This window comes from Corynebacterium sp. UMB10119B, from assembly GCF_030228125.1.
In the GTDB taxonomy this organism is placed as follows: domain Bacteria; phylum Actinomycetota; class Actinomycetes; order Mycobacteriales; family Mycobacteriaceae; genus Corynebacterium; species Corynebacterium pseudogenitalium.
In genome coordinates this window covers 56,462-80,670 of sequence record NZ_JASPBG010000011.1, presented here as the reverse complement: position 1 = coordinate 80,670, position 24,209 = coordinate 56,462, and the positions used below count along the sequence as shown (strand labels likewise).

Genomic DNA, 24,209 nt, shown 5'->3' with positions numbered 1-24,209 from the left:
CCCTCCAAGCGGCCAGGCCGCTCGTCGGCAACGAGGGATAACTTAACCACGAACCAACAAACAACACAAATCGCCTGCGTAACGAGCATTTTAGTGATATGTAGCGAGTGGCCCATCCGGGCCCTCAATTACATGCACGGGCGTGTTGAAGATTTGCGTGAGCAACTCGTCGTTCATGATTTCGCGCGGAGTCCCAAACGCGGCGATCTGACCATCCTTGGTGGCGCAGATGTAGTCGGCGTACTTCGCTGCGAAGTTGATGTCGTGCAGCACGATGATGATGGTCCGCCCGAAGTCCCTCGCGGCGGAGTACAGGTGCTTCATCATTTCCACCGAGTGTGCAATGTCGAGATTGTTTAGTGGTTCGTCGAGAAGAACATAGTCAGTTTCCTGGCAGAGCACCATCGCAACGTAAGCGCGCTGACGCTGCCCTCCTGAGAGCTGATCCAGGTAACGGTTTTCGAGTTCGTGGAGACCAAGGAAGTCGATGTACTTCGAGATGATCTGCTCGTCCTCGGGAGTGAGACGTCCATGGCTGTACGGGAAGCGCCCGAAGCCGACGAGCTGGCGCACCGTCAGGCGCGTCACAAAGTGGTTCTCCTGACGCAAGATCGAGATGATCTTTGCGAGATCTTTTGATTTAGCGCTGGTGACGTCCATACGGCCGATTTCGACGGTGCCGGAGTCGATAGCTAAGAGACGCCCAATCATCGTGAGGAGCGTCGACTTGCCCGCACCGTTCGGTCCAACGAGCGCGGTGATGCCACCAGCGGGAATCTCGATATTGACGGGTCCGATTTTGACGTCGTCGCCGTAGTCTTTGCGGACTTCTTTCAGCGTGATCATAAGCGTCCCTTCTTCAAGATGACTGCCAAAAAGGTGATGCCACCGACGAGCTCAATGATGATTGACACGACGCCCTGCGCATAAAACACGTGGTTCATGATGAAGTAGGCGCCACTGAGTACGCAGAATCCCAGCAGTACTGCCATTGGGAAGATGTAACGGTGGTCGTAGGTATCGCAGAATTGGTACGCGAGCGTCGCTACGAGGAACCCCAGGAACGTCATCGGCCCGACGAGCGCGGTCGAGACCGCCATCAAGATGGAGACCAGCACCAATGTGAAGATCGAGTGGAATCGGTGGCTAACGCCGAGGTTCACGGTGACATCTCTGCCGAGTGCGAGGACGTTGAGGCGGCGTGAATTGAAGACCAGTAGTGCTGTGGCGCCGACCGCGAGTGGGATAGCGACCGGATAGTACTCAGGATCCGCGTTGTTGACGGAGCCGAACAGCCGCGCGGTGAGGACGTCGAACTCGCTTGGTGTGAGGAGGCGCTGCATGAACGTCGACACGCTGCCGAGTCCGCCACCGATCACGATGCCGACCAGCAGCATCGCGTGCATATTTGCGTGCTTTCCGGACAACAGCCACGCGTACAGCACAAGGCTCAGGCCAACCATGAGCACTAGCTGCAGCACGAACATCTGGAGCGTATATCCATTGTTCAGGCCAGCGGCACCGAGGAAGAACACGGTCGAGGTGTGAATCGACACGTAGAGGGCTTCAAAACCCATGATGGACGGCGTAATGATGCGGTTGTTCGTCACCGTTTGGAACGAAACGGTCGCCACCGCCTGGCACAGCGCCACAATCGCCATCGCGATAACCGAGTTCAAACGGCGCTTCGCAATCAGCCAGTATCCGGTGGTGCCGAAGTCCATGGGGTTGCCGTAGGCCAGCAAACCCGCGGTAAAGCAGACCGCGGCGATGATAAGGCACGCAAGAATTACCCAGTAGCGGGTTTTGCTCCTGCTGGATTGGAAGGCGCCGACGAAGCGGGCGTCGATAGGTTGTTTAGGCACGGCGACTCTGCCTCACGATCAAGAAGACGAAAACCACCGCACCGATGATGCCCAAGATGACGGACACCGGGATCTCGAACGGGGCGATGATCGTGCGGGCCAGCAAGTCGCACACCGTGACGATGCCTACGCCGAGGAGGCAGACCCACGGAAGGTTGGAGCGGAGGTCGTCGCCACGCATCATGGAAACAATGTTGGGAACAATGAGCCCAAGAAAAGGAAGATTGCCGACGACCACCGTCACGACGCCCGCTGCGACCGCAACGAGGCTCGTTCCGACCAAGATGATGCGGCCGTAGTTAAGGCCAATGTTCGTGGCGACGTCCTCCCCCAGGCCGGCGGCTGTAAGGCGGTCGGCGTAGAAGAACACGGCAATCACGACCGCGACGACGATCCAGAGTACCTCGTACTGCCCGGAAATCACTGAGGTAAACGAGCCAGCGAACCAAATCCCGAGCGACTGAAGCAGGTCAGTTTGAAGCGCCCAAAACGTGGAGAATGCGCTGACAACGGCGCCGAGCATGATGCCGACGATCGGGACGATCAGGCTCGAGCGCAGCGTCACCCTCCGAAGGAACGCAAAGAAGACCATCGTCCCGATGAATGCGAAGGTGACGGAAATGATCATGCGCTGCAGGATCGTGCCGTCGGGCAAAAATACGTACGACGCCAGCAAGCCCAGGCCAGCCCACTCGGTGGTACCCGTCGTGGTGGGCTCGACGAAGCGGTTCTGCGTGAGCATCTGCATGATCAGACCGCTCATCGCCATCGCGGCGCCAGCAAGCACCAGCGCGATAGTGCGCGGAACGCGGGTGGTTTTGAACATGTCCCAGCCGTCGCTTGATCGAAAGACGTCGTACTGGCCAACCAATAAGGACAGGGCCAGCAGCACGATCACAATGACGAGACCCACCCCAAGCTTCCAGTTAAGAAGTTTGGGGTGGGTGCGCGTACCCGGTTGCGCCATTACTTGGCGGCCTCCAGCTGGTCAGCAATGCCGTTCAGGATTTCGGTGTAGGTCAGGATGGACTCGTTGATGTAGGTGTCCTGCGGAGCCACATAGATGTGGTTCTCCTTGACTGCGGTGACATTCTGCAGTGCGGCAGAGTCGCTCAGCACGCTCAGAGCAGCCGGGGACTCCCCTTCCTTCTTAATGGCCGCGTCGCGGTCAAGGGCGAAGATCCAATCTGGGTTGGAGTCGGCGATAGCCTCAACAGAAATATCGTCACCCTTGTGGTCGCTCGAGGCGTTTTCTACCTTCAGCGCCGGAGTGAAACCGATGAGGTCAAAGAGGGGGCCAAAGGTGCGGCCGATGCCCGGCGCAACATATCCGATTTCCCCACCAGAAACGTTGACAGCCATCACGGTCTGCGCTGGGTCGTATGCGTCGCGAGCACGCTGTACCGCCTTGGTGAAGTCTTCGACGGTTTTCTCCGCTTCGGCCTGCTTACCGAAGATTTCGCCGAGCTCGAGGGTCTGACGGATCAACTCACGGTCGAAGGGTTCATCGTCACGTGGTTCGAAGTCGACGAGTACTGCGTTCGGAACAAGTTTCTGAATCTCGTCGTCGTACTTTTCAAAACGCTGGCCCGAGATGATCACGTCCGGGTCAGCTGCAACGATGATCTCCAGATTCGGCTCCTTGTGATTGCCGATGTCCGCAATATCGTCATTGTCTCGCAGGCCCGGAACATCTTTCGAAACCAACTTCTTTGGCGCCGCAACCGGCTTCACACCCCAGGAGTCCAGGAGCTCGAAGGTGCGGTTGTCGAGCGCAACGACGCGCTTCGGCGGAGTCGGCACAGTCTTTTCGCCATAGTTGTCGGTCACGGTCACGGTGCCGTTTTCCGCGGCAGTCGTCGTAGCGGAGGCGCTAGCCTGGGTCTCCGAAGTGGACGCGTTGTTCGACTCTGCTTCAGAGCAGGCGGTCAGCGTCATCGCTGCGGCGGCTGCAACAGCCACGATGGTCTTACGTGAAAAACGAATCATGTTGAAAAGTATCCTTGCTACTCATATCCAAGGGTAGGGTTACCTCACTCAGCCTAAATCACCCATGAGAGTTAGGCAAGGCTTAGAGAAGAAAGTAATTATCGACGTCCCCCTCTTCTTACCCCCGCGTCTTGCAGCTACGCAGCTTAGATCGGATCGAACCAGCCATTGACCGCAGGCCCATCTGGTGCAAGCACCCCTTAGCTGTGACAGAATACTCAGAGCACTGGATCTCACCGCGTCAGTACGACAGGAGGACCTCAAATGTCCACAATCGCAGTCTTGGCATTCTTTCTCGCCTACATCGTTGCCCCTAGCAGTCCCATCGTATGGATCCTGCTTGCGGTCGCGGTTGTCGCCCTCACCTGGGACACAGTCGCGCTCGTGCGAAAGGATGCTTCCCGATGAAGTCACCGCTCAACAACTCAGCCATCTACATCCTCGGTACTGCCCTTGCATATCTGGCGACCGGCTGGGCCTGGACGATTGCCATAGGCGCTGCCGCAGCTCTTTCAGCATTCTCCCGCTACCTGTACGCAGACAAGGCGTAACGTCACTGAGGGGAACGGAAGAGATTCTACCGATCGTCAATAAACGTGAGATCCCCTCCAAGCCAAAAACCGCCACTCACAGTGACGGCTACAACTAGCTATGTGCTTTACTCTTCGGTGAACGAGTCCCACGGAGCACCAACCATATCGGCAAGTTCAATATCCGCTTCATCTTCCGAAACCAGCTTCATATTCTAGGGCCAATACTCACCACGTATTCGAGCAAATCTTCACCCGTGTTCAACTGGCTCGCTCATCACGCTTTACCTTTCACTTGGGGCTCTGGCCTCTAGATGTCTTTGACGCTGCCTTCGCCGTCAATGAACTCCAGCGGCGACGCTGGGAAATGTGCACGACTGACAACCTCGGTAACGACGTCCGCAACAAGCTCGCGGGAAGTCGTCATGCTGCTGGCACGCTCTGCATCATTGTCCAGCACAGTAATGCCCCCAGCAGGCTCTTCGGTGAGCGCCGCTGGGCCGAGGATGAGGTAGTTGAGGTCCGTCGAATTCAGCTTCTTATCGACGGCCTTCTTCGACTCGACATACGCATACCACGACTCATCCGACGGGTCAGTCGTGTTCTCAGTGGCGCCGACATAGGAGATCATCACGTAAGCCGGTGCTCGCTTCCCCTCCGCAGCCAGTTTCTCTAGCCCAGCGATGGAGGCCAGGGCGGCGTCGCGGTCGACTGCCCACGTCACTTCGGCACCAGCGCGTCCACCGTTGCCGGCGCCCCACACGGCGACGTCATACTGGGCAAGGAGCTCAGCCCAGTCCTCAACGGAGATCTCGGTTAGGTCCCGCAAGACAGGGGTAGCTCCGAGCGCTTCAATATCGGCAGCCTGGTCGGGGTTGCGTATGAGGGAATGGACAGTATGGCCAGCGGCGACGAGCTTTGGCGCTGCCAACAGCCCCACCTTGCCATGGCCACCGATGTACAGAACGTTCTTGCGTGCAGTCGTCGTTTCAGTCATGGGCGCCACTGTACGCGTCATCTGCTTTCTCTAACGGTTGGCCGAAATTTGGGTCATACCCAGACCCTCAACTTGTAGTTACTCTCCTTCACAATCGCCCACAATCGAAAACCAAGTCCATGCAACGTATCCGACATATGCGAGCGGAAGAACCAGCGGTAAGAAAATGCCAGCAACCGCGCACATCGTAAGTGCGCCGATGGCCACCCGTGCGAATGACGGTTCAGAACCTGAAGCAACGAGCCTTACCGTCACTACGGCGGTAACGAAGCAGAGGACAACAGTCAGCTCCCACGGGATCCCGCTTCTGGTGGCCAAGATCACCGTCGCAATACCAACACAAATCCACAGGACCTTTGGAAGACTCACACTAGAACCCGATCCATTCCTTAGGGACAGTCACACTGAAGCGTAACAAGCTCGGTCTACCGAGCACCAGGTATGCAACCTGAAGCCGATGGAATAGCCTCGGCAAGATATGAAGAAAATGACCCTCTACCTGCTTAAACAAGTAGAGGGTCAGTGGAGCCGCCGGGAATTGAACCCGGGTCCTTCACCACCGCGCCAGGGCTTCTCCGTGCGCAGTTCGCGCACTGCCTCTGCTCGGCCCTCCGGATCAGGCAAACATGTCCGGATGACGGGCCCAGTCAGTGAAAAATGTCCCTTCCGAGGCCCCACTGACAGGGCCGGAAGGCAAGCCCCCTAAGTCGACGCCAGGTACCGGGTCGGGGGCATCCCCGGCCTGACGGACACGCAGGTCGCTGAACCTTTCTAATTAGGCAGCGAGGGCGTAGTCACGCTGAGAGTTCTTCTCTGCGTTTATTGGTTGCTACGACGCTTACGGTGGTCTCTAGCCTGCACCGGCACGCTTCCCCTGGCTTAGTCGATGAAGTCGAAACCAGAATCGACCCCTCGTACTACGGGAACCGTAGGAGCACCACTGTAGCCGACAATCGCGCTCCCGCGCAAGGGCCCCGACTTAGGCGGTTGGGGTGATGCGCAGGAATTCGACCACGGCATCCGGGCCGGCGTCGACGGCGAGGCGTGCAGCTTTCGCCACGGACTGTGGCGTCATCTTCGGACCGTTTGTGTCGCCGTGGAGCATGTCGGTGTCGGTGCGCCCTGGGTGTAGGGAGGTCACGCGCACGGCTCCGGCTTCCTCCAAGCGGAGGGAATCGGTGAAGCCGCGCAGGCCGAATTTGGAGGCACAGTAGGCGGAGTTGCCGTCGATACCAAAGAAGCCGGCGCCGGAGTTGATGGTCAGAATGAGGCCGTTACTGCGTCGCAGCGCGGGCAAGAGCGCTTTCGTCAGCAGCATTGGTGCGATCACGTTGACTTCCATGGTGCGGCGCAGGTCGGCTTCGGAAAGGTCGGTGAGGCGGGCGGGCGTCATGACGCCTGCGGCGAGCACGAGCACGTCGAGCTCTTCAATGTTCGACGCAGCCTCCGCCACAGCGGCGCTGTCCGTCAGGTCAACCTCGAAGGGCTCCGCGCTGGGCAGTGCGCTGACAACCTCGGAGGCGTCGCGGGAGGCGCCGACGTAGATGCGGTGGTCGCGGCCGAGTTCCTCGGCGATCGCGCGGCCGATCCCGCGGGATGCCCCGGTGACGAGTGCGTGCTTCATCGTGAATCCTCCTTAGGCTTTGATGCCTTTGAACTTCCGGCCGAGGTCGCGGGCGATTTCGCGGTCCTCAGTGCGGCGTTTGATGGCTTGTCGCTTGTCGTAGTCCTGCTTACCCTGCCCCAGGCCGAGCTCTACTTTCGCACGGCCGTTCTTGAGGTAGAGCGAGAGCGGGATGAGGGTGCGGTTACCGTCGCGAAGTTTGCCCTGTAGGGAGTCGATTTCGCGGCGGTGCATGAGTAGCTTGCGGGTCCGGCGTGGAGGGTGGTTCGTCCAGTGCCCTTTCGAGTATTCGGGGATGTGCATGTTGCGCAGCCAGACCTCGCCGTTATCGATGGTGGCGAATGCTTCGACCAGCGACACCTTGCCTTCGCGCAGCGACTTAATCTCGGTACCGACAAGCACGATGCCGGCCTCCCAGGTGTCCAGGATGTTGTAGTCGTGCCGCGCTTTGCGGTTGGTCGCAAGTACCCCGGTGTTGCTCAGCTTCTGTTTCTTCTTCTTGCCCATAGGCGTTCCACCCTACTACTTCCGCACGTAGCTGCGCAGTGCCACCTGAGCTGCGAGGGCGCCGATGACGACGGCCCCAAGACCGACAAGCGGCATCACTGTCATGACGGCGGAGTCCGGAACGCGGGCGACGAGTTGGGAGGCGTAGAGGTCACCGAGGATCGGGTCGACGAGCGAGCGCTTCCCCACCCACGCCAACACGGTGGCAAGTACTGCACCGATCAGCACGGAGAGCACCGCTTCCAGCACGAATGGGGCCTGGGTGAACCAGCGGGATGCACCCACCATGCGCATAATGGCGATCTGCTCGCGGCGGTTGTACGCGGCGAGCTGGACCATGTTCACGATCAGGAACAGCGAGGCCAGTGCCTGCGCGGCGGCGACGACGAAGGTCACGTTGCGGAAGGTGTCCATGGTGCCCGCGGCCTCGCGTACGGTGTCGGCCTGGTCGCTGACCATGGCAACCTGCGGCATGTCACGGATGGCGTCGATAGGTGCGATGTCGGACGGGTCCTTGAGGCGCACGTGCAGCGCGGCGGGCAGCGCGTCCGGGGAGGTTTCGCGCACGAGGTCCGGCTCGGAGTCCTGGAAGAGCTCCACGAAGCGTTCGTAGGACTGCTCGCGGGAACGGAAGGTCACCTGTTCGACGCGGTCGTCGGCTTGCAGGGTGTCGCGGACCTCGCGGCAGGCCTCCGAGGAACAGTCGTTGTCCTCAGCGGAGATGGTCTCGTCGAGCTCCACCATGACTTCGACGCGGTCGAGGTAGAGGTCCTTCGTCGCGCTCGTCGCCTGTGAAATGAGGATGCCGGCACCAACCAACACGAGCGAGAGCGCGGTGGTGATGATGAGCGCGATAGTCATGGTGAAGTTGCGCCCGAGGCCGCGGAGGCCTTCGCGGAAAATGAAGTTCCAGTTCATGCTTATCCCCTCACGGTTCCGTAGACGCCGTTGGCGTCGTCGCGAACAAGTTTGCCCAGGTGCAGTTCCATGACGCGCTGGCGCATCTCGTTGACGGCGCGTGCGTTGTGGGTGGACATCACAACGGTGGTGCCAAGGCGGTTGATGCGCGCGAGTAGCGCCATGATCTCGTCGGAGGTTCCCGGGTCGAGGTTGCCCGTGGGCTCGTCGGCAAGGACGAGTGGGGGCTTATCGACGAACGCTCGCGCGATTGCGACGCGCTGCTGCTCGCCGCCTGACAGTTCGTGTGGCATACGGTTCGCTTTCGCATCCAGTCCGACCAGCTCAAGGGCCTCCGGCACCAGCTTTGCGATGCGCTGCTTCTTCTTCCCGATCACCTCGAGCGCGAAGGCCACATTGTCGTAGACGCTCAGCTTGGGCAGCAGCCTGAAGTCCTGGAAGACGTAGCCGATGGACTGACGCAGCAGGTTTACGTTGCTGCCCTTTAATGCGTTGACGTGGAAGTCGTCGAAGTAGATATCCCCCGAGGTCAGGTTTTCCTCACGGATCATCAGCTGAAGCAACGTCGACTTGCCGGACCCGGACGGGCCGATGAGGAAGACGAAGTCGCCGTCGGCAATTTCGAATGAGACATCGTCGAGTGCTGGGCGTGTGGACGTCGGGTAGACCTTCGTCACGTTGGAAAAAGTGATCACCCGCTACACACTACTACTACTTCTTCTGTTGCTCCTGTGACTGAAGTTGCTCCATGCGCCAGCGGATACCGGCCTCCAGGAAGCCGTCGATGTCGCCGTCGAGCACCTTCTGCGGGTCCCCCACCTCGTAGTTCGTGCGCAGGTCCTTCACCATCTGGTACGGGTGCAGCACATAGGAGCGCATCTGGTTGCCCCAGCTGGCGTTGCCACCGGCACCGAGGGCGTCCATCTCAGCCTTTTCTTCCATGCGTTTCTTCTCCAGGAGCTTGGACTGCAGCACGTTGAGCGCGGACGCCTTGTTCTGGATCTGAGATTTCTCGTTCTGGCAGGTCACCACGATGCCGGTTGGGATGTGCGTGATGCGCACCGCCGAGTCTGTGGTGTTCACCGACTGCCCGCCGGGACCCGAGGAGCGGTAGACATCCACGCGAATCTCGCTATCGGGGATTTCAATCGAGTCGGTGTGTTCGACCACCGGCAGCACTTCTACCTCAGCGAACGAGGTCTGGCGTCGCGCCTGGTTATCGAACGGCGAGATGCGCACCAGGCGGTGCGCGCCCTGTTCGACAGAAAGCTGACCGTACATATATTCCCCGTGCACCACGAAGGTCGCCGACTTAATCCCGGCCTCTTCTGCATACGAAATGTCGTACACGTCCACCTTGTGGCCGTGCTTCTCTGCCCAGCGGATGTACATGCGCATGAGCATCTCGGCCCAGTCAGCAGCATCAACACCGCCGGCGCCGGAGCGGATGTTGACGACGGCCTCGCGCTCGTCGTACTCGCCCGACAGCATCGTCTGCACTTCCAGGGAATCGACGTCCGCTTCGACGGCGTCGAGCTCATCGTCGGCGAGCGAAGGATCGCCTTCCTCTTCGGCGAGTTCGTACATGACGGGGAGGTCGTCGATACGCGAGCGCAAGCTCGTGACTTTCTTCAGGCGAGCCTGGACGCTGGAGAGCTCCGAGGTGACCTGCTGCGCGTGGGCGGGGTCGTCCCAGAGGCTCGGGTCGCCGGCTTGCTGCTCGAGTTCTTTGATGCGCAGGGCCATTTCGTCGAGGTCCATGACTTTTTCGATGGTGGTCAACGTGGCGTCAATACATTTGATTCGAGCGAGCGTCTCCGGTTGCATACCGTCGAAGTCTAGACGACGCTCCACAAATCGCGCGCACAGCCCCATAATGGGTACATGACTTCTTTCATTGAGCAACATCGCGACTCTGATGACGCAACACTGGCCGCCGCGCTGGTTGAGCATGCTGGCTCGCTTGCGCTGCGGATGCGGGAGGAAGGCCTTTCAACGGATTACAAGACCTCAATTTCCGACGTGGTGACGGAGGCGGACCGTGCCGCGGAACGATTCGTCGCAGAAACGCTCGCCGAGCTGCGCCCACACGACGGCGTCCTCGGCGAAGAGGGTGCTTCCAAACATGGCGATTCCTCACGGACGTGGGTGATTGACCCGGTTGATGGCACGTTTAACTTCACGCAGGGATCGGACTACTTCTGCTCGGCGCTCGCGCTGGTAGAGGGCGACCCCTCGGACCCGGCGCGCATCCTGATTGGCGCGGTGCACCGCCCGGCGATGAAAACCACGTGGCTTGCCCACGACGGCGTTGCGACGCGCAACGGCGAGCCCCTGCCCGACCTTGCACCGGCGTCGCTTCCCTCGCAGGGCCTGGTCACCTACCTGCACCCGACGTTCATGCGCGATGACGCCATCCGAAATGCGTGGTTGCGCGCGGTGCGCGATGCGGCGACGATCCGTATGTGGGGCGCGGGCTCCGTCGACCTGTCTAATATCGCCAGTGGCCAGCTGGGCGGCTGGCTGCAGCACTCCGTCGCCGACTGGGATTGGCTGCCGGGCAAGGCGCTCATTGAGGCCGTTGGGGGCGTGGCAAAGAAGGTGCCTGCGGGCGGGGTGACCTGGTGTGTTGCCGGAAATCCACAAATTGTGTCGGACATTGAAGCTAGGCTTACTGAGCATGACGAATCTTTATGACGATGACCTGGCACTTGCACTAGAGCTTGCGGATGCTGCCGACGCGATTACGCTCGACCGCTTCGAAGCGTCCGACCTGAAGGTGAAATCGAAGCCGGATATGACCCCGGTTTCCGACGCCGATGTCGCTGTCGAGGAGGTGTTGCGTGAGCGCCTCGCCGAGGCGCGTCCAGGCGACTCGATCGTTGGCGAAGAGTTCGGCGGAGAGACCGCCTTCGAGGGCCGCCAGTGGGTCATCGACCCGATCGACGGCACGAAGAACTTCGTTCGCGGTGTACCCGTGTGGGCGACGTTGATTTCACTGCTTGTCGACGGCCAACCAGTCCTAGGCGTCGTCTCTGCCCCAGCGCTTGCGCGCCGCTGGTACGCGGCCCAAGGCTCGGGCGCGTGGCGGACGTTTAACAAGGGCAGCCTGAAGCGCCTCGAGGTCTCCCATGTGAGCGAGCTTGCGGATGCCTCCCTGGCGATGTCTTCGCTTGAGGGCTGGAAGGCCCGCGACCTGCAGGAGAACTTCATCGCACTCACTGAGCGCACCTGGCGCCTGCGCGGCTACGGGGATTTCTTCGGCTACTGCCTGGTGGCCGAGGGCGCCGTCGACATCGCGGCAGAACCGGAGGTTTCTGTGTGGGACCTCGCTGCTCTGTCTGTCCTGGTCACGGAGGCCGGTGGCACGTTTAGCTCACTCAACGGTGAGCCTGGACCGCACGGCGGCGACGCGATCGCCACGAACGGGCTGCTGCACGACGCCGCCCGGAAGGTAATCGGCGTCTAAGAAACTTCAAGCGCTTGAAGCCTTAGGGCAGGCGGAAGCCGTTGTCCAGCGTGGACAGCACCGCGTCCAGCCGGACCGCGCCCGTCGGCGCGTGAATCACGCCCTGCAGCGGGCTGTGGCACGAGACATCGAACGGCGATGGGAGCACCCCGCCGTTCAGGATGCCGACGAGGCGGTCGCCCACCACTACGGGTGCGCCCGAATCACCCTGCATGGCGCAGGTGTGGGAGATGTTCATGGACTCCCAGTCGTGCAGCGTCACGCCGCACGTCCTGCCGGAGGCCACGCCCTGCTTGCACACCACGTTGCCGGGCTTGATCGGCTTGCTGCCGAGGTGGTTGATGTGGACGCCGTTGTAGGAGCGGGTCACCTCTGCGTTCGATCCCAGCTCGATCAGTGCGTAGTCGAGGTCCCGGTTGACCTCCACGATGGTGCCGGAAGGCCCGACTTGCCAGGAGTCGGCGGAGGTGACGGCGTCGCCAACTTCACCGCAGTGCCCGGCGGTCAGCGCGTACTTGTGCCCTTTATCGTCGTGGCCCGCCACGGCGACGGTGCACATTGATTCGGTGCCGTTCGTGCGCTTCACGTAAATCGGGGTGCTGGGCCCGTAGAGGGAATTTCCCCGAGTGAGCGCTTGGTTCGAGGCCTCCGGAATCCGCGGGGCGTCGTGGAAGGAACCGGGCACGCGGTGCAGCACGTAGTCGGTCCAAGGTTTTCCGGCGAGTAGCTTCGAAGCGGCGTCGCTACGCCAGACATAGTTTGGGTCGACGTTGCCCTCGTACTCCGAGCGCACCTGCGCTGTTGCCGGTGGCGCGAACCCCACCCCTGCGACCGCGATTCCAACCCCAGCAACGAGCGCACACACTCGGCGAAGCAACATAGGCACCCTTCCACTCCGACCACAGACGTTTCTTGAGTACACAATGCCACCTTTTGCCCTAATTTGCCCCATCGGCACGGCAACCAGCACAAAAGGTGTGGGTGCGGAACTATGCTCAAGCCATGCGCCTAGAAGAAAAGTTCACGCCGTTCCTACAAAGCCTGGAAGCTCACCGCGGTGAGCTAGAGAATTTGTACAAGTGGTTCCACCAGAACCCCGAACTATCCATGCAGGAGTTTGCTACCTCCGCTCGCATTCAGGAGGAGCTGGAGGCGCTCGGCGTCGAGGTGGTGCCCGTCGGCACAACGGGGCTCGTGGGCGTCGTGCGAAACGGCGACGGCCCAACTGTCGGTTTCCGCGCCGACTTTGACGCCCTCCCAATCAAGGAAGAAACGGGGCTTGAGTACTCGGCTTCGCCGGAGCTGGGCATCATGCACGCCTGCGGCCACGACATGCACACGACCGCACTGTTGGGTGCGGTTCGCTTGCTGCAGGAAAATACCGACGCGTGGAACGGCACCTTCCTTGCCATCTTCCAGCCTGGCGAGGAGACTGGCGTCGGCGCCCAGGACATGGCCGACGCGGGGCTAGCCACGAAGGTACCTACCCCCGAGGTAGTGCTTGGCCAGCACGTGGGACCGATGCTGCCGAACTACGGCCTCGGCGCACTACCAGGGCCGGTGTTCGCTGCGTCCGAACAGACGAAGGTCACCATTTTCGGGCAGGGTGCCCACGGCTCGCAACCGCACAACGGCATCGACCCGGTGGTGATCGCGGCCAGCATTATCACTCGGCTGCAAACGATCGTTGCACGCGAAGTGGACCCGCAGGACATGGCCGTAGTCACGGTTGGCGCGGTCCACGCAGGCAACTCCGCGAACACGATCGCCGCGACGGCCGAGATTTCCGTATCCACGCGCGCGTTTACCTCCGAGCTTTCGGAGAAGCTCAATGCCTCCATCAAGCGGATCGTTCGTGCAGAGTGCGAGGCCGCTGGCACGCCAAAGCCGCCCGCGTTCGAGCGCATCGGTGGTGCACCGGAGTTCCACAACGACGAGGCGACGGCCGACACTGTCATGACCGCGTTCCGGAAGAACTTCGACGAGGTGGGCGACTTCGGCAGGCTTTCCGGCTCCGAGGACTTCCCCACGATTGGCAATGCGTTCGGCGCCCCGTACTTCTACTGGTTCTTGGGCAGTGTCAAAGATATCGACGGCGCCCCTTCGAACCACTCGCCGTACTTCGCCCCTGACCTGCAGCCGGTGCTTGACCGCAGTATCCAGGCCATCTTGGTCTCTACCTCTCCGTGGTTGATGCGAGGGTAGGCCTGCCGTACGCTTTCGTTGCATGCGTACCGTAGAGCAACAGCAACGTACACGGCTCGTCGTCCCGGATATCGCACGGGGTTTGGCGCTGCTCGGCATCGCCGTAGCCAACGCGATTTCGTACTGGCTCACTCCTTTAAGCACAACCGTGACAGGCGAGCACCCAGGCACGGCGGCTGACCAAGCCGCGACGGTCTTCGCGGCGATGTTCGTGCACGTCCGTGGCCTGCCGATGTTCTCAACGCTCCTCGGCTTCGGCTTCGGTCTGGTCGCGGCGAGTCTGGCACGCAAAGGGTACCCGGCAGGTGCTGCCCGGCGCGTGCTGGCGAAGCGCTACGGGATGCTCGCGCTCTTTGGCCTGGCACACATGTGGCTGCTGTTTAGCGGCGACATCATGTTGACCTACGGGCTTATTGGTGTGCTGATGGCGCTGTTCCTGCGGGTGCGCTCGGGGGTGCTCTACGTCATTGCTGGCATCATTCTGGGGCTGTCGTGCATTGTGTACGCGCTGGTTGCGGTGTTTTTCTATGGAACACCCCTAGACCTTGCTACGCCGGCGCCGGATGCTAGCTCCTTTGCCACGTACTTTGCTGGGAACCAAGAGTTCGCGATCTACATGTTTTTCTCGCAGCCCCTCGTGGTGATCCAGCTGGGCGCGCTTTCCCTGATTGGTTTTGCGTGGGCGCGTGACGGCGTGCTCACTGACGTGAATGAGCACGCGCGGACGCTGTGGATTTGGGTAGCGGTGGCCGTCGCTGTCATTGTTGCGATCGGCATCCCACTTGGGCTTGCACAGCTGGGTATCCTGCCTGCGTCGACAGCGGCATTTTGGTCAATTTTGAACCAGAGCTTCGGGATGCTCACCGGACCGGGCATCCTGGCTGCGTTCGCGCTGGCAACGCAGCACTGGAACCAGCAGCCACCGCGCTGGACGATGCCGATGATCGCCCTGGGGAAGCGCTCCATGTCCGGCTACCTTCTGCAGACGTTCGTGTTGCTTCCGACCGCGGTACTGATCGGCTACTCGTGGCTGCCGGGTCTCGGGGAGCTCCGCCCAATATTGCTCGGGACCGCGGTGTGGCTGCTGTCGGTGGCGCTCGCCGCCCTGCTTGAGCGCATGGGCAAGCAGGGCCCGTTCGAGTCGCTGCACCGCCGCCTCTCATACAGCCCGACGCGCCGCATCGAACCATACTCAGATCCTGCGAGCGGAAAGGCCCTCCCGCAATGAGCGCACACCGAATCCAAGTAGCACCGCTTTCGGAGCTCACCTCGCTCAAGGCGTTCGAACTATTCAAGCTCCGCGTCGACGTCTTCGTCGCCGAGCAGCACTGCCCGTACCGGGAGCTCGACGACCAGGACGCGCATCCGGACACGCTGCACCTGCTCGCGTGGAACGGTGCGGTGTTGGAGGGCTGCGCCCGCGTCTTTCCCACCGCAACGGGTTCCCAGTTTGGCCGTTTCGTCGTCGCCCCGGCCGCTCGCGGCACAGGCCTGGGCGCGCAGATCGCGCGAACGGGCATCCAGCTCACCGAGCGCTGGCCGGGCGACCTCATCGTCGAGGCACAGTCTGGCCTGGTCCCCTACTACGAGCAGTTCGGCCTTGTCGCCGAGGGCGAGGAGTTCCTTGACACTGGAGTTCCGCATCGTGTGATGCGTCTTCGTCGCTCATAAATATTTTTCTAGCTTTTCCTAAGGTTTCGCGCTAGTCTCATTCTGTCAGATCATTGATTGTTTGAAAGGAAGCTCCATGCGCGCAATCTCTGCAGCTCTTGGTTCTGTTCTCGTCGCAGGGCTGGCTCTGACCGGCTGCAGCTCCACGGATGAGCAAACCCCACAGGCACAGTCCGACTCCGCCATCACCATCGATAACTGTGGCACCGAGGTCACCGTTCAGGGACCGGTCCAGCGTGCGACCACGCTCGAGCAGGGCGCAACGGACACCCTGCTGTTGCTCGGCGCCAAGGATCAGATTGCAGGCTACGGCCACCAGAAGGACCTGCCACCAGCTGGCTTCTCCCTCGACGGTCTGAAGGAAGTCAGTCCGTCGGTGCCGAACTCGGAGCAGCTGCGTGACGCGGACACGGACTTCATCTTCTCCCCGTTCGAGCTGAACTGGCGCGCTGACGCCGCAGGTACCCGCGAGGAGTGGGCAAAGCTGGGCGTCGCCACCTTCAACCCGAACAGTGAGTGCCCGTCCTACGGCGACAACAAGGGCAAGGACTCCTTCCAGCTGATCGCGAAGGACCTCGAGGACCTGGGCAAGCTCTTCGGCCGCGAAGAAGAGGCGAAGAAGCTCATCGAGAAGCAGAACTCCGAGCTGGAGAACGCGAAGCAGGCGCCTGAGGGCACCACGTTCATGCTGCTCTACTCCTCTGTTGGCGGTTCCCCGTACGTCGCTGGCGGCCCGTCGATCGTGACCAACATGGGTGAGCGCACCGGCATGACCAACGTCTTCGCCAACCTGGATGAAGAGTGGCCACAGGTGTCGTGGGAGGCTGTCGCTGAGGCTGACCCGGACGTGATTATCCTCGCGGACCTGCCTGGCCGCGGCGAGCCTGGCGACAAGTGGGAGGAGAAGGTCGCTGACCTCGAAGCCACCCCTGGCACCAAGGAGATGAAGGCAGTCAAAAACAACATGTACATTGTGGTTCCTGGCGTCGCTGCCTCGGCTTCCGCTCGTTCCTACGAAGTTGTGCAGAACATCTCCAAGGCAATTGACGACGGCCTCTTCGACGGAGCAACCAAGTAGCTGTGAAGAAAACCGTCACTGTTTCAGCCATCGCGTTAGTACTGCTGGTACTCGCGATGGTTTGTTCTATTCCGATTGGCTCAAGCTCCCTGAGCTTTACTGAGCTGCGCGGCATTTTCGATCCGGCCTACCCGGCACCTTCCCCACTGCGCATGTCCATCCTGACGGAGCTTCGCATCCCGCGCATCCTGATGGCTGCGATGGTGGGCGGCATCCTCGCGGTGTCCGGCGTGGCGATGCAGGCCATCACACATAATGACCTGGCCGAGCCGTACCTGCTGGGTATTTCCTCGGGCGCGTCAACAGGTGCCGTGGTGGCGATCCTGTTTTCCACCTGGCAGTACGGCATCATCGCCGGTGCTGCGGTGGGCGCACTCGTGTCCTTCGGCATGTTGATGCTGCTGCTGCGCAACAGCGCTGCCGATGCCGCGCGTGTGGTGCTCACCGGTGTGCTGATTGGGTTCCTGTTCCAGTCGCTGACCTCGCTGATTGTCACCGCGTCCGGTAACGCTGAGTCGACCCGCGGCATCATGTTCTGGCTGCTTGGCGTGCTTAGCGCCGCGCGCTGGTACACCGTGATTGCGGTGTTCATCGTCGGCACCATCGGCACGGTGGCGTTGTGGATGATGTCACGCTACCTGGATGCGCTCTCCCTCGGTGATGCGACCGCGTCCACGATGGGGATTCCCGTTGTGGCGCTGCGCTACGCGGTGCTGGTTGCGGTGTCGCTGATGACGGCGGCCACGGTCGCGTCCGTCGGCGCGATCGGGTTTGTGGGCTTGATTGTTCCGCACGCCGTGCGCATGATTTCCGGGCCGCGGCACGCCAGCTTGATCCCGATTTCCGCGGTGGTCGGCGCGATCACCCTCGTAGTTGCCGACGCCATCGCCCGCGCGCTGTTCGCCCCGCAGGAACTGCCTGTCGGCGTGATCACCGCGCTCATCGGTGTCCCGGCATTCTTCTTGATCCTGCGGAGGAAGCACTGATGTTAGAAGTCAAGAACCTCGAAACGGGCTTCCCAGGCACGACTATCCTGAGCGGCATCTCGTTTGAGCTCGACGCCCCGTCGGTCATTGGGCTCGTGGGCCCGAACGGCTGCGGCAAATCGACGTTGCTCAAATCCATCGCCGGGGTGCACCCATTCACTGGCGATGTGCTCTTCGACGGCAAACCGCTCCGCGACTACCCTCGCACCGAGCGCGTCCACGTACTGTCCTACGTTGCGCAGCACTCTGGCGACAAGATTCCACTGACCGTGCGCGAGGTGATCCAGCTGGGCCGCAGCGCCGGCCGTGGACCGTTCGCGCAAGCCCAGCCGGAGGACGAGGAGATTATCCTTCACGCCCTGCGTCACGCGGACCTCGAGGGCATCGTGGACCAGAAGATGTCGGAGCTCTCCGGCGGCCAGATCCAACGCGCCATGGTTGCGCGCGCGATGGCGCAGCGTTCAAAGGTGATGCTGCTGGACGAGCCGACAAACCACCTCGACCTGCATCACCAGTACAAGCTGATGAACATGCTTCGCCACCTGTCCCGTGAACACAACACGGTGATTGTGCTGGCGATTCATGACCTGGCGCTCGCCGCGCGCTACTGCGATCGCCTCCTGCTGCTGCACGATAAGCAGCTCAAGGGCAACGGCGCGCCAGACGATGTGCTTACTCCGGCGGTCCTTGAGAATGTTTTCGGTGTGAGCGGTAACCTAGACCGAGATAGCCAGGACATCCCGGTGCTGCATATTTCCCATCCGGTGTAGTGAATTTTAGGATTCCAGAAAGGTTTCAGTAGTGGCTCAGTCAGTAGATTTCCCCCATTGGACCGGGATTTTCAAGATCCTCGGGGACCAGACCCGGTTGACGCTGCTTGCTGCGATTCACCACGCCGGCCAGCACAAGCTGACCGTGACCGAGCTCGCGGAGGTCACCGAGCTTCGTATCGCAACCGCGTCCGCCGCGCTACGCGCGATGGAGAACAACGGCACGGTGTCCTCGAAACGAGACGGCCGCAGCATCTATTACGCCATCGCGGACAATGACATCCACGAGCTGTTGCACTGGATAGGTGCGGGCCATGCCCACGAACATGGACATGGCCCGGATTCGGCCGATAGCAAGTAACTAGTACTGGCGCAGGTCGATCGGCCCCTGGCCGCGCGTCTCGGCGCGAACGACGTTCGCCGCAGCCTTGATGATGCGCATCAGGTCCTCCGTCCAGTCAGCAACACCGCGAAGCACAAAGCCAGGAACTTCGGTCTCTGTGACCGAAGCGCTCGCAGTGCCCTTGCCCTCCAGGGAGTTGCGCACTGCATCCCGGACCTTCTCCAGCAGCTCCGGCGTCATGTTCGGGTCGATGCAGATCGCCGTTGCGAAGTGGGTGTGCTGCCCCAGGAAGGACTCCTTCACGTCGTTGAAGAGTTCCTTCGTCGGCTCGATGCGCACGTTGTCCACGACGGCCAGCTTGCCGTCGACACGAACGACGTTACGCAGGTGCGCCTGCTCGTACAGGAACTGGCGACCATCCGGCGACCAGCCCGGCGTGACGATGTCCGACATGAACAGCTGCGACTCCGCGTCCATGTTGACGGTAATTTGCTGGCGGAAGTCCGCCTCCCGGTACAGGATCAGCTGATCCGGGATGTACTCCATCACGGCGTTGCCGTGCAGGGTGAACTCCACGTTCTGTACAACGTAGTCGTCCGGGGTGCGGTACACCTTCGCCGCGGACTGGTCAGTCAAAAGCACGGACGCGTCCGGCTCTACTTCGACTTCCATCCGGTACACGTCCCCACCAACGTATCCCCCACCGGGGTTCGCGATGGTGTAGTAGACCTGCCCGGAATCATCCAGGTAGTGCGGGCGGATGATCTTGAACGCACCCTCGTGGTACTGCCGTTTCGCTACGGACTTGGTACCGCCAATGCCGATACCAAGCTCCAGTACACCAGTTTCCTCATGCGGCGGTTCGTGAGTGAAGACCGCGCTTGACTCGCCCCACATCAAGCTACGCCTTGGTGTCGAGATCTTGCATAAGCACATCTCGACGAATCCACTCGATGACCTGGTCAAGGCCCTCGTCGGTCTTGAGGTTGGTCAGCACGAACGGCTTGTCACCGCGGAACTTCTTCGAGTCGTCGGCCATGACCTGCAGGTCCGCGCCAACGTACGGAGCGAGGTCCGTCTTGTTAATCACGAACAGGTCGGACTTGATCATGCCCTGGCCTGCCTTGCGCGGAATCTTCTCGCCCTGCGCAACGTCGATGATGTAAATCGAGAAGTCGACGAGCTCCGGGGAGAACGTCGCGGACAGGTTGTCACCGCCGGACTCCATGAACACCAGCTCCAGGTCCGGGTGCCGGTTCAGAAGCTCCTCGTAGGCGGCCTCGTTCATCGAGGTGTCTTCGCGAATAGCGGTGTGCGGGCAGCCACCGGTCTCAACACCAATGATGCGGTCCTCCGGCAGCACGCCGTCGCGAGCCAGGATGCGGGCATCCTCGGTGGTGTAAATGTCGTTGGTAATCGCGGCCATGGAGATCTCTCCCTCCAGGGCGCGCGTAATACGCTCAATGAGCTGCGTCTTGCCGGAGCCGACAGGGCCACCGACGCCAATCTTGATTACTGACATACTTCTATCTTCCTTCCAAGTTTTAAGACATAAACATTCGCGAGTGCAGGAACTCGTGTTCCATCTGCGCAATTTCCATATCCGGCGCCGCCACACCCAAGTCGTGGATCGTGTGCTCCATGGTCACCGCGGCGTAACGCGACACCCAGTCATACACGCCAACCAGCAGACGCTGGCCCGCGTCCTGGCCGAGCGGGATCGCGCGGATCGCGTTCTGCACCATCGAGGTCGCAAGCTGCATGAGGTACGCCTCGACAGCGGTGTACTCCTCCACGCCAGCCGCGCCGAGCACCAGCCCGAACGCAATGCCGGGGTTGCCCTTGTACTCACGGACCGCAAGCCCGCGGTCGTACTCGGTGACGAGCGCATCGTTGGCGTCGACAATCTTGGCAACCTTCGACATGCGCCGACCCATCGACTGCATCGCGGCGCGCAGCTCCTTCGGCGTCTGCGTCGCATGCACCAGGGCATCGAGCTCAGCGAGCTTTTCGACGCGCTCCGCCTCCGACAGGCCAGACTGCTGCAGCTCGATGGCGAACCTGGCCGCCAGGGCGTCATTAAACGTGGCCTGGTACAGGTAGCCGCGCAGCCACGTCGCGAACGTGTCGGCGTCGCGGATGACGTCACGCTGCAGGTACGTTTCCATGCCCGCGGAGTGCGCAAAGCCACCAGTTGGCAGGGCGGAGTCGGTGAGGTGCCAGACGACGAGCTGGCTGCGATTAGTGGGTGTGCTCTGCATGACGGAACGCCTTTGGCATCACGTATTCACCGCGGTGGTAGGACACACCGGTGTGCTGGATATGGTGCTCGACGGTGTGGTCGTACCGCACAACCATAACGTCCTTGTCGAATGCATTCTCGCCTGCGGCGAAGAACTGTGCCTGGAGGTGGCGGTTACCGAGCGCGTGCGCAACCTCGAGCGCCTCGCGGATCGTTGCAGGTTCGATCACCAGGACATCGGAAGCCGCGATTTTCGCGACGATCAGCTTGTCCCCCTCGCGGGCAAGAATGTCACCGTCGACGAACTCACGGAAGTCGTTGTCGAGACGGATGCCGAGCTCGGTGCCTTGCTCGGTGGTCAGGCGCTGAATGCGCTTGACGCGGGATTCGTTGTCGAACACGACGTAGTCGCAGTTCGACGCATCAATACCCTCGGTTGTATTCACGTTGCCGAGAATCTCAGTAACGATCATTTTACGATAAGTACCTTTCAATAGTTTTTGTCGCAGAAAGAGAAAAAGCGAGCGTAGGCAGCGTCTGCTGCCCCCGCTCGCTTCTGCTACACGTCCACCTTAGAACAGGAAGTAGCGCTGTGCCATAGCCAGTTCTTCAGCTGGCTCGGAGTGGATTTCCTCACCGTTGACGGTCAGCACGTAGGTCTCCGGATCGACCTTGATGTCAGGCGTCTCGGAGTTGTACTTCATGTCTGCCTTGGAGAGGTTGCGGATGCCCTTCGCCTCAACAAACCTGCGGTTCGTGTTCAGCTGATCCGGCACGCCGGCCTCGAATGCGGCCGTCGGCAGGAAGGTGACGCTGGTGCGACGAACTGCATCGCCGTATGCCGCGTAGGAGTAACGCATCGTACGTGGCTGTGGCGTCGGAATGGATGCGTTGGAGTCACCCATCTCTGCGCGTGCAACGTAGCCGGACTTGAGCACGAGCAGCGGCTTGACGCCGAAGTGTGCCGGCTCCCAGACCACCAGGTCAGCAAGCTTGCCCTCTTCAACGGAACCGACTGCGTGCGCGATACCGTGAGCGATCGCTGGGTTGATGGTGTACTTGGACACGTAACGCTTGATGCGCTCGTTGTCGTTGCCCTCGGAGTCACCCTCGAGCGGACCACGCTGCTGCTTCATACGGTCAGCGACCTGCCAGGTGCGCAGCACGACCTCGCCGACGCGGCCCATTGCCTGGGAGTCAGAGGAGGTGATGGAGAGGATGCCCATGTCGTGCAGGACGTCCTCCGCCGCGATGGTCTCCTTGCGGATACGGGAGTCTGCGAACGCCACGTCCTCCGGAAGATCCGGGTTCAGGTGGTGGCAGACCATGATCATGTCAAGGTGCTCTTCCAGCGTGTTGTGGGTGTACGGCAGCGTCGGGTTGGTCGACGCTGGCAGCACGTTGGAGTGGCCAGCCAGCTCAATGATGTCCGGCGCGTGACCGCCGCCAGCACCCTCGGTGTGGAAGGTGTGGATGACGCGGCCGTCAATTGCCTTGATGGTGTTGTCCACGAAGCCACCCTCGTTGAGGGTGTCGGTGTGGATCGCGATCTGGACGTCCATCTCGTCCGCGACCTTGAGCGCGTTGTCGATGGTGTTCGCGGTCGCGCCCCAGTCCTCGTGAATCTTCAGGCCGATAGCGCCGGCCTTGATCTGCTCACGCAGCGGGTTGAGCGCGGACGCGTGGCCCTTGCCCAGGAATCCAACGTTGACCGGGAAGTCAACCGAAGCCTCGATCATGTGCTTGATGTTGGTCGCACCAGCGGAGACGGTGGTTGCGTTGGTGGAATCAACCGGGCCAACGCCGCCACCGATGAGCGTGGTGGTGCCGTTGTCCAGCGCAGCCAGGACCTGCTCTGGGGAAATGAAGTGAATGTGGGTATCCACTGCACCAGCGGTGACGATCTTGCCCTCGCCGCCGATGACCTCGGTTGCGACGCCGACAACGATGTCGATGCCGTCCTGGATATCTGGGTTACCTGCACGGCCGATCTTGAGGATCTTGCCGTCCTTGATGCCGATGTCAGCAACGTAGATACCGGTGTAGTCAATAATGATCGGGCCGGTAATGACGAGGTCCGGAATCAGTTCTTCACCAGTAACACGGGAGTTCTGACCCATGCCGTCGCGGATAACCTTGCCGCCACCGAAGTTGACTTCTTCGCCTGGCTTCAGCAGGTTCTTCTCAACGCGTGCGATCAGCGAGGTGTCCGCGAGGCGGACGCCGTCACCGGTGTGTGGGCCGTAAAGCTCGGCGTACTGACGCCTATCCATCTCAAATGCCATTTTGTTCCCTTCCTTAAAGGTTTCGTAATCCGTTTACTTGACTGGGCCGTTGACCTTGCCGTTGAAGCCGTGAACTTCGCGCTTGCCGCCGAAGTCGATCAGCTCAACAGTGCGGGAATCGCCTGGCTCGAGACGGGCTGCGGTGCCCGACGGGATGTCGAGGCGCTTGCCCATCGCAGCTTCACGGTCGAACTCGAGGGCGCTGTTTGCCTCTGCGAAGTGGAAGTGGGAACCGACCTGGATCGGGCGGTCGCCGGTGTTCTTCACCTCAAGCGTGATTGGCTCGCTGCCTTCGTTCAGGATGACCTTGCCTTCAGTGATGAAGTACTCGCCTGGAATCATGGATAGTCTCCTTTTATCGGATTGGGTTGTGGACAGTGACAAGCTTGGTGCCGTCAGGGAAGGTTGCCTCAACCTGAACGTCAGAGATCATCTCTGGAACGCCTTCCATGACATCGTCACGGGTAAGCACCTGGATGCCCTCGGACATCAGCTGCGCTACCGTCTTGCCATCGCGGGCGCCTTCCATGAGGTAATCCGTGATGAGGGCTACCGACTCTGGGTAGTTCAGCTTCACGCCGCGTTCCTTGCGGCGACGTGCCACATCAGCAGCAACCACGATGAGCAGCTTTTCCTGTTCGCGTTGGGTCAGCTTCATTTCTTCTCCTTGCTCGTTGACGATTGATATTCGATTATTTGCCGACGCCCCGTCTGTGCCTTCTGGAACAGA

General features: G+C 61.0%; 29 protein-coding genes and 1 other RNA gene. 11 read left to right on the top strand and 19 right to left on the bottom strand.

The window, feature by feature from the left end:
* Positions 1-90: 90 nt before the first annotated feature.
* The 4 genes from QP802_RS09080 to QP802_RS09065 are packed head-to-tail and all read right to left on the bottom strand — an operon-like array spanning position 91 to position 3,854.
* Positions 91-846 carry an iron ABC transporter ATP-binding protein gene (locus tag QP802_RS09080; RefSeq protein WP_070362871.1) on the bottom strand — a complete coding sequence of 252 codons (756 nt, stop codon included), beginning with the start codon at positions 844-846 and terminating at the stop codon, positions 91-93.
* Positions 843-1,865 (bottom strand): iron chelate uptake ABC transporter family permease subunit, encoded by a 1,023-nt coding sequence (locus QP802_RS09075; RefSeq protein WP_070362872.1) that lies wholly within the window; start codon positions 1,863-1,865, stop codon positions 843-845. The genes QP802_RS09080 and QP802_RS09075 overlap by 4 nt, the downstream gene beginning before the upstream one ends.
* The gene (locus QP802_RS09070; RefSeq protein ID WP_070476993.1) at positions 1,858-2,832 is read right to left on the bottom strand and encodes an ABC transporter permease; all 975 of its coding nucleotides are present in this window, start codon (positions 2,830-2,832) and stop codon (positions 1,858-1,860) included. Before QP802_RS09070 ends, QP802_RS09075 begins: the two co-directional genes overlap by 8 nt.
* Positions 2,832-3,854, bottom strand: coding sequence for a siderophore ABC transporter substrate-binding protein (locus QP802_RS09065; protein WP_070362874.1), 1,023 nt, complete (start codon positions 3,852-3,854; stop codon positions 2,832-2,834). Before QP802_RS09065 ends, QP802_RS09070 begins: the two co-directional genes overlap by 1 nt.
* A gap of 264 nt (positions 3,855-4,118) precedes the next feature.
* Here QP802_RS09065 and QP802_RS09060 point away from each other — a divergent pair, with 264 nt between their 5' ends.
* Both QP802_RS09060 and QP802_RS09055 read left to right on the top strand, forming a co-directional pair.
* Positions 4,119-4,262, top strand: coding sequence for a hypothetical protein (locus QP802_RS09060; protein ID WP_168156195.1), 144 nt, complete (start codon positions 4,119-4,121; stop codon positions 4,260-4,262).
* Positions 4,259-4,405: a hypothetical protein gene (locus tag QP802_RS09055; RefSeq protein WP_284818448.1), complete on the top strand. Its 147-nt coding sequence runs from the start codon at positions 4,259-4,261 to the stop codon at positions 4,403-4,405. Before QP802_RS09060 ends, QP802_RS09055 begins: the two co-directional genes overlap by 4 nt.
* 289 nt (positions 4,406-4,694) lie before the next feature.
* Here QP802_RS09055 and QP802_RS09050 read toward each other — a convergent pair whose 3' ends face one another.
* The 7 genes from QP802_RS09050 to prfB all read right to left on the bottom strand — a co-directional run bounded on the left by QP802_RS09050 (position 4,695) and on the right by prfB (position 10,257).
* Positions 4,695-5,381, bottom strand: a complete 687-nt coding sequence (locus tag QP802_RS09050; protein ID WP_256008539.1) for an NAD(P)H-binding protein — start codon at positions 5,379-5,381, stop codon at positions 4,695-4,697.
* A gap of 520 nt (positions 5,382-5,901) precedes the next feature.
* Positions 5,902-6,293, bottom strand: a transfer-messenger RNA (tmRNA) gene (ssrA, locus tag QP802_RS09045).
* A 67-nt stretch (positions 6,294-6,360) separates the two neighbouring features.
* A complete protein-coding gene (locus QP802_RS09040; protein ID WP_284818446.1) occupies positions 6,361-7,005 on the bottom strand; it encodes an SDR family oxidoreductase in 645 nt (214 codons plus the stop codon).
* A gap of 12 nt (positions 7,006-7,017) precedes the next feature.
* The gene (gene smpB, locus QP802_RS09035; protein ID WP_284818445.1) at positions 7,018-7,512 is read right to left on the bottom strand and encodes an SsrA-binding protein SmpB; all 495 of its coding nucleotides are present in this window, start codon (positions 7,510-7,512) and stop codon (positions 7,018-7,020) included.
* A gap of 15 nt (positions 7,513-7,527) precedes the next feature.
* Positions 7,528-8,430: a permease-like cell division protein FtsX gene (gene ftsX / locus QP802_RS09030; RefSeq protein WP_256000959.1), complete on the bottom strand. Its 903-nt coding sequence runs from the start codon at positions 8,428-8,430 to the stop codon at positions 7,528-7,530.
* Between the two features lie 2 nt (positions 8,431-8,432).
* Positions 8,433-9,125 carry a cell division ATP-binding protein FtsE gene (gene ftsE / locus QP802_RS09025; protein WP_256000960.1) on the bottom strand — a complete coding sequence of 231 codons (693 nt, stop codon included), beginning with the start codon at positions 9,123-9,125 and terminating at the stop codon, positions 8,433-8,435.
* A gap of 16 nt (positions 9,126-9,141) precedes the next feature.
* Positions 9,142-10,257, bottom strand: coding sequence for a peptide chain release factor 2 (prfB, locus tag QP802_RS09020; RefSeq protein WP_284818442.1), 1,116 nt, complete (start codon positions 10,255-10,257; stop codon positions 9,142-9,144).
* 57 nt (positions 10,258-10,314) lie between these two features.
* On the opposite strand from prfB, the gene QP802_RS09015 reads away from it, so the two are divergent.
* Positions 10,315-11,127: an inositol monophosphatase family protein gene (locus QP802_RS09015; protein ID WP_252931487.1), complete on the top strand. Its 813-nt coding sequence runs from the start codon at positions 10,315-10,317 to the stop codon at positions 11,125-11,127.
* Positions 11,111-11,899, top strand: coding sequence for a histidinol-phosphatase (gene hisN / locus QP802_RS09010; RefSeq protein WP_284818439.1), 789 nt, complete (start codon positions 11,111-11,113; stop codon positions 11,897-11,899). Before QP802_RS09015 ends, hisN begins: the two co-directional genes overlap by 17 nt.
* A gap of 22 nt (positions 11,900-11,921) precedes the next feature.
* Here the strand turns inward: hisN and QP802_RS09005 are convergent, their stop codons facing one another.
* Complete coding sequence (locus QP802_RS09005; RefSeq protein ID WP_252931485.1) at positions 11,922-12,779, bottom strand: S1 family peptidase; 858 nt, start codon at positions 12,777-12,779, stop codon at positions 11,922-11,924.
* A gap of 122 nt (positions 12,780-12,901) precedes the next feature.
* On the opposite strand from QP802_RS09005, the gene QP802_RS09000 reads away from it, so the two are divergent.
* From QP802_RS09000 to QP802_RS08970, 7 genes are all read left to right on the top strand, one after another.
* A complete protein-coding gene (locus QP802_RS09000) occupies positions 12,902-14,104 on the top strand; it encodes an amidohydrolase (protein ID WP_284818437.1) in 1,203 nt (400 codons plus the stop codon).
* A 22-nt stretch (positions 14,105-14,126) separates the two neighbouring features.
* The gene (locus QP802_RS08995) at positions 14,127-15,332 is read left to right on the top strand and encodes a DUF418 domain-containing protein (RefSeq protein WP_284818435.1); all 1,206 of its coding nucleotides are present in this window, start codon (positions 14,127-14,129) and stop codon (positions 15,330-15,332) included.
* On the top strand, positions 15,329-15,775 hold the full coding sequence (locus QP802_RS08990; RefSeq protein WP_284818433.1) for a GNAT family N-acetyltransferase: 447 nt from the start codon (positions 15,329-15,331) through the stop codon (positions 15,773-15,775). The genes QP802_RS08995 and QP802_RS08990 overlap by 4 nt, the downstream gene beginning before the upstream one ends.
* A 76-nt stretch (positions 15,776-15,851) precedes the next feature.
* Positions 15,852-16,853, top strand: coding sequence for an ABC transporter substrate-binding protein (locus QP802_RS08985; RefSeq protein ID WP_284818432.1), 1,002 nt, complete (start codon positions 15,852-15,854; stop codon positions 16,851-16,853).
* A 2-nt stretch (positions 16,854-16,855) separates the two neighbouring features.
* Positions 16,856-17,839: a FecCD family ABC transporter permease gene (locus tag QP802_RS08980; protein WP_070476970.1), complete on the top strand. Its 984-nt coding sequence runs from the start codon at positions 16,856-16,858 to the stop codon at positions 17,837-17,839.
* Positions 17,839-18,609 (top strand): ABC transporter ATP-binding protein, encoded by a 771-nt coding sequence (locus tag QP802_RS08975; protein ID WP_070362887.1) that lies wholly within the window; start codon positions 17,839-17,841, stop codon positions 18,607-18,609. The genes QP802_RS08980 and QP802_RS08975 overlap by 1 nt, the downstream gene beginning before the upstream one ends.
* 31 nt (positions 18,610-18,640) lie before the next feature.
* Entirely contained in the window at positions 18,641-18,970 is a 330-nt protein-coding gene (locus QP802_RS08970) for an ArsR/SmtB family transcription factor (RefSeq protein ID WP_070362888.1), read from the top strand.
* Here QP802_RS08970 and QP802_RS08965 read toward each other — a convergent pair whose 3' ends face one another.
* From QP802_RS08965 to QP802_RS08935, 7 genes are all read right to left on the bottom strand, one after another.
* A complete protein-coding gene (locus QP802_RS08965; protein WP_070476968.1) occupies positions 18,971-19,849 on the bottom strand; it encodes an urease accessory protein UreD in 879 nt (292 codons plus the stop codon). It lies immediately after the preceding gene.
* Positions 19,850-19,853: 4 nt separating this feature from the next.
* Positions 19,854-20,474 (bottom strand): urease accessory protein UreG, encoded by a 621-nt coding sequence (gene ureG, locus QP802_RS08960; RefSeq protein WP_070362890.1) that lies wholly within the window; start codon positions 20,472-20,474, stop codon positions 19,854-19,856.
* Between the two features lie 22 nt (positions 20,475-20,496).
* Positions 20,497-21,213, bottom strand: coding sequence for an urease accessory protein UreF (locus tag QP802_RS08955; RefSeq protein ID WP_070362891.1), 717 nt, complete (start codon positions 21,211-21,213; stop codon positions 20,497-20,499).
* Complete coding sequence (locus QP802_RS08950) at positions 21,194-21,667, bottom strand: urease accessory protein UreE (protein WP_070362892.1); 474 nt, start codon at positions 21,665-21,667, stop codon at positions 21,194-21,196. The genes QP802_RS08955 and QP802_RS08950 overlap by 20 nt, the downstream gene beginning before the upstream one ends.
* Before the next feature lie 99 nt (positions 21,668-21,766).
* On the bottom strand, positions 21,767-23,479 hold the full coding sequence (gene ureC / locus QP802_RS08945; RefSeq protein ID WP_070362893.1) for an urease subunit alpha: 1,713 nt from the start codon (positions 23,477-23,479) through the stop codon (positions 21,767-21,769).
* A 33-nt stretch (positions 23,480-23,512) separates the two neighbouring features.
* The gene (locus QP802_RS08940; protein WP_252931478.1) at positions 23,513-23,821 is read right to left on the bottom strand and encodes an urease subunit beta; all 309 of its coding nucleotides are present in this window, start codon (positions 23,819-23,821) and stop codon (positions 23,513-23,515) included.
* Positions 23,822-23,834: 13 nt separating this feature from the next.
* Complete coding sequence (locus QP802_RS08935) at positions 23,835-24,137, bottom strand: urease subunit gamma (protein WP_070362895.1); 303 nt, start codon at positions 24,135-24,137, stop codon at positions 23,835-23,837.
* Positions 24,138-24,209 lie beyond the last annotated feature (72 nt).

What these genes read in the sequence shown, in the direction of transcription:
- QP802_RS09060 (WP_168156195.1), top strand. Translation starts at nt 4,119, where the DNA reads ATGTCCACAATCGCAGTCTTGGCATTCTTTCTCGCCTACATCGTTGCC.
- QP802_RS08940 (WP_252931478.1), bottom strand. Translation starts at nt 23,821, where the DNA reads ATGATTCCAGGCGAGTACTTCATCACTGAAGGCAAGGTCATCCTGAAC.
- ureG (WP_070362890.1), bottom strand. Translation starts at nt 20,474, where the DNA reads ATGTCAGTAATCAAGATTGGCGTCGGTGGCCCTGTCGGCTCCGGCAAG.
- smpB (WP_284818445.1), bottom strand. Translation starts at nt 7,512, where the DNA reads ATGGGCAAGAAGAAGAAACAGAAGCTGAGCAACACCGGGGTACTTGCG.
- QP802_RS08985 (WP_284818432.1), top strand. Translation starts at nt 15,852, where the DNA reads ATGCGCGCAATCTCTGCAGCTCTTGGTTCTGTTCTCGTCGCAGGGCTG.
- QP802_RS09065 (WP_070362874.1), bottom strand. Translation starts at nt 3,854, where the DNA reads ATGATTCGTTTTTCACGTAAGACCATCGTGGCTGTTGCAGCCGCCGCA.
- QP802_RS09015 (WP_252931487.1), top strand. Translation starts at nt 10,315, where the DNA reads ATGACTTCTTTCATTGAGCAACATCGCGACTCTGATGACGCAACACTG.
- QP802_RS09050 (WP_256008539.1), bottom strand. Translation starts at nt 5,381, where the DNA reads ATGACTGAAACGACGACTGCACGCAAGAACGTTCTGTACATCGGTGGC.
- QP802_RS08995 (WP_284818435.1), top strand. Translation starts at nt 14,127, where the DNA reads ATGCGTACCGTAGAGCAACAGCAACGTACACGGCTCGTCGTCCCGGAT.
- ureC (WP_070362893.1), bottom strand. Translation starts at nt 23,479, where the DNA reads ATGGCATTTGAGATGGATAGGCGTCAGTACGCCGAGCTTTACGGCCCA.
- prfB (WP_284818442.1), bottom strand. Translation starts at nt 10,257, where the DNA reads ATGCAACCGGAGACGCTCGCTCGAATCAAATGTATTGACGCCACGTTG.
- QP802_RS08935 (WP_070362895.1), bottom strand. Translation starts at nt 24,137, where the DNA reads ATGAAGCTGACCCAACGCGAACAGGAAAAGCTGCTCATCGTGGTTGCT.
- QP802_RS08965 (WP_070476968.1), bottom strand. Translation starts at nt 19,849, where the DNA reads ATGTGGGGCGAGTCAAGCGCGGTCTTCACTCACGAACCGCCGCATGAG.
- QP802_RS09040 (WP_284818446.1), bottom strand. Translation starts at nt 7,005, where the DNA reads ATGAAGCACGCACTCGTCACCGGGGCATCCCGCGGGATCGGCCGCGCG.
- QP802_RS08975 (WP_070362887.1), top strand. Translation starts at nt 17,839, where the DNA reads ATGTTAGAAGTCAAGAACCTCGAAACGGGCTTCCCAGGCACGACTATC.
- QP802_RS09005 (WP_252931485.1), bottom strand. Translation starts at nt 12,779, where the DNA reads ATGTTGCTTCGCCGAGTGTGTGCGCTCGTTGCTGGGGTTGGAATCGCG.
- QP802_RS09000 (WP_284818437.1), top strand. Translation starts at nt 12,902, where the DNA reads ATGCGCCTAGAAGAAAAGTTCACGCCGTTCCTACAAAGCCTGGAAGCT.
- QP802_RS09055 (WP_284818448.1), top strand. Translation starts at nt 4,259, where the DNA reads ATGAAGTCACCGCTCAACAACTCAGCCATCTACATCCTCGGTACTGCC.
- ftsX (WP_256000959.1), bottom strand. Translation starts at nt 8,430, where the DNA reads ATGAACTGGAACTTCATTTTCCGCGAAGGCCTCCGCGGCCTCGGGCGC.
- QP802_RS09070 (WP_070476993.1), bottom strand. Translation starts at nt 2,832, where the DNA reads ATGGCGCAACCGGGTACGCGCACCCACCCCAAACTTCTTAACTGGAAG.
- hisN (WP_284818439.1), top strand. Translation starts at nt 11,111, where the DNA reads ATGACGAATCTTTATGACGATGACCTGGCACTTGCACTAGAGCTTGCG.
- QP802_RS08955 (WP_070362891.1), bottom strand. Translation starts at nt 21,213, where the DNA reads ATGCAGAGCACACCCACTAATCGCAGCCAGCTCGTCGTCTGGCACCTC.
- QP802_RS08950 (WP_070362892.1), bottom strand. Translation starts at nt 21,667, where the DNA reads ATGATCGTTACTGAGATTCTCGGCAACGTGAATACAACCGAGGGTATT.
- QP802_RS09080 (WP_070362871.1), bottom strand. Translation starts at nt 846, where the DNA reads ATGATCACGCTGAAAGAAGTCCGCAAAGACTACGGCGACGACGTCAAA.
- QP802_RS08990 (WP_284818433.1), top strand. Translation starts at nt 15,329, where the DNA reads ATGAGCGCACACCGAATCCAAGTAGCACCGCTTTCGGAGCTCACCTCG.